The sequence below is a fragment of the Acidovorax sp. SUPP3334 genome, from assembly GCF_030159055.1.
Classification (GTDB): domain Bacteria; phylum Pseudomonadota; class Gammaproteobacteria; order Burkholderiales; family Burkholderiaceae_C; genus Paracidovorax.
The window spans coordinates 1-2,152 of record NZ_BQXQ01000096.1; the positions used below are offsets into that span (position 1 = coordinate 1).

The 2,152-nt window shown below is 64.4% G+C and carries 2 protein-coding genes and 2 pseudogenes; all 4 read left to right on the forward strand.

The window, feature by feature from the left end; genetic code table 11:
* On the forward strand, nt 1-985 hold a 985-nt coding region (locus AVHM3334_RS23580), incomplete at its 5' end, for an IS5 family transposase (protein WP_284415861.1).
* Nucleotides 986-1,166: 181 nt separating this feature from the next.
* A pseudogene (gene tnpC / locus AVHM3334_RS23585) lies at nt 1,167-1,832 on the forward strand (IS66 family transposase); the annotation flags it as partial.
* A 46-nt stretch (nt 1,833-1,878) separates the two neighbouring features.
* Nucleotides 1,879-1,983, forward strand: a complete 105-nt coding sequence (locus AVHM3334_RS23990) for a transposase domain-containing protein (RefSeq protein ID WP_349816648.1) — start codon at nt 1,879-1,881, stop codon at nt 1,981-1,983.
* Nucleotides 1,984-2,021: 38 nt separating this feature from the next.
* Nucleotides 2,022-2,152 (forward strand): annotated as a pseudogene (locus AVHM3334_RS23590) (helix-turn-helix domain-containing protein); the annotation flags it as partial.

Below are 2,152 nucleotides of genomic sequence, written 5' to 3' on the forward strand. Positions count from 1 at the left end.
GCTGGCGGCCAGCATCGAGGCCGCCCGGCGCGGTGGCGTCGTGCGTGCCTCCAGCGTGGACAGTGTGATCGTGGACACGACCGTCATGCCCAAGGCCATCGCCCATCCCACCGACAGCCGGCTGCTGGACAAGGGCCGACAGCACCTGGTGAAGGTGGCCCAGGAGCACGGCCTGCAATTGCGCCAGAACTACAACCGCGTGGCTCCTCGACTGGCCGCGCAGATCGGGCGCTACGCGCACGCCAGGCAATTCAAACGCATGCGCAAAGCGTTGAGGACCCTGCGTACCCGCGTCGGCCGGGTCCACCGCGAGGTAGCCCGCCAACTGCACACGTTGCCTGAAGCGGCCAAGGCCAAGGTGCAGGACCTGCTGCAGCGCACCGGCCGCATCCTCACCCAGCGCACCAAAGACAAGAACAAGCTGTACGCCCTGCACGCGCCCGAGGTGGAGTGCATCTCCAAGGGCAAGGCCAGGACACCGTACGAGTTCGGCGTGAAGGTCAGCATCGCCACCACGTTGAAGGAAGGCCTGGTGGTGGGCATGAGGAGCATGCCGGGCAATCCGTATGACGGCCACACGCTGGCCGAGACACTGGAGCAAGTGGGCATTCTCACCGGCACGGACAAGCCGCCGGCCACGGCCATCGTGGACAAGGGCTACCGGGGCGTGCAGATCGAAGGTGTGCGCATTCTGATGTCAGGCCAAAAGCGTGGCATCACCCGAACGCTCGAGGCCATGATCAAAAGGCGCAGTGCCATCGAGCCCGCCATTGGGCACATGAAGATGGATGGGCGACTTGCCCGCAACCCGCTCAAGGGCGCACTGGGCGATGCGCTGCATGCGGTGATGTGCGGTGCCGGGCACGACCTGCGCCTGATCCTGGCCGCGCTGCGGCTTTTTTGCGCCCGATTCGGGCTGCCGATGCAGGCGGTCATCGCGGCATTGATCGCCGCACACGGTGACCGTAGACCTGTCTGCGGTTGAGAACGGAATTGTTCAGGGCGGACTAAATACACCGGCTCCCGAGGCCGTTGCCAACATCGCAACTCCCAGTAGCGGGGTGGGCTCGGTGCCTGCAAAATCCCTGCATGCAAGACCTGCAATCGCTCACGGAAGAAGATTCGACGCCTACAGGCGCTTCGTGCTCTCCAGCCAGGTGCTGCATGTGGATGAGACCCCGGTTGCCATGCTGGACCCGGGTGCCGGCAAGACCAAAAGGGCCTACGTCTGGGCGTATGCGAGAGGTGCCTTCGATGCGGTGCCGGGTGTGGTCTATGACTTCTGCGTGGGACGAGATGCACAGTACCCGACGGCGTTCCTAGGCGGCGATGGAGACGAACGCAGCCGCTGGCGCGGTACCTTGGTGCGCGACGAATACAAAGCCTACGACAGCGTGATCGGCGCTGAGCCCGAGCGCATCGCTGCGGGCTGCCTTGCGCACGCCAGGCGCAAGTTCGACGAGCTGCTGCGGGACGGTGGGCGCAGCGCTGTCGCCACCGAAGCCCTGCAGCGTATCGCACAGATCTACCGGGTCGAACGCGAGCTTGCCGCACTTCCTTGCGAGGCACGGCTGGACAGCCGGCAGGCCATCACAAAGCCGATGTGGGAGCAGTTCCATGCCTGGCTGCAGCTGGAGCGTTCCCGGGTGCCAGATGGCAGCGCGACGGCGAAGGCGTTGAACTACAGCCTCAACGCGTGGGCCGCGCTCACGCACCATCTGGTCGACGGCGACGTACCGGTAGACAACAACCATTGCGAAAACCTGATTCGTCCCTGGGCCATGGGCAGAAAAGCGTGGCTCTTCTGTGGAAGCGAACTCGCTGGGCAGCGTGCCGCCGTCGTCATGAGCCTGGTGCAGTCGGCCAAGCTCAATGGCCATGATCCTTGGGCTTTACCTCAAGGACGTCCTCACCCGGCTGCCCACGCAGTTGAACAGCCGCATCGACGAGCTACTTCCGCATAACTGGCGACCAGCCAGCTGAACCCATCGGACTGGGTGTCAAGGTGGGCAGACTGGCCGCTTACGGTGCGCACGATGGGGTTGTACTTGGCGCGCTGGGGCTTCAGGCCGCAAAAGCCCATGAAGAAGGCCTACGAGCAGTCGCCCGCGGCGGTGAAAAAGTGGCTTGAAGAGGAATACCCTGTGATCGC

What these genes read in the sequence shown, in the direction of transcription:
- AVHM3334_RS23990 (WP_349816648.1), top strand. Translation starts at nt 1,879, where the DNA reads ATGATCCTTGGGCTTTACCTCAAGGACGTCCTCACCCGGCTGCCCACG.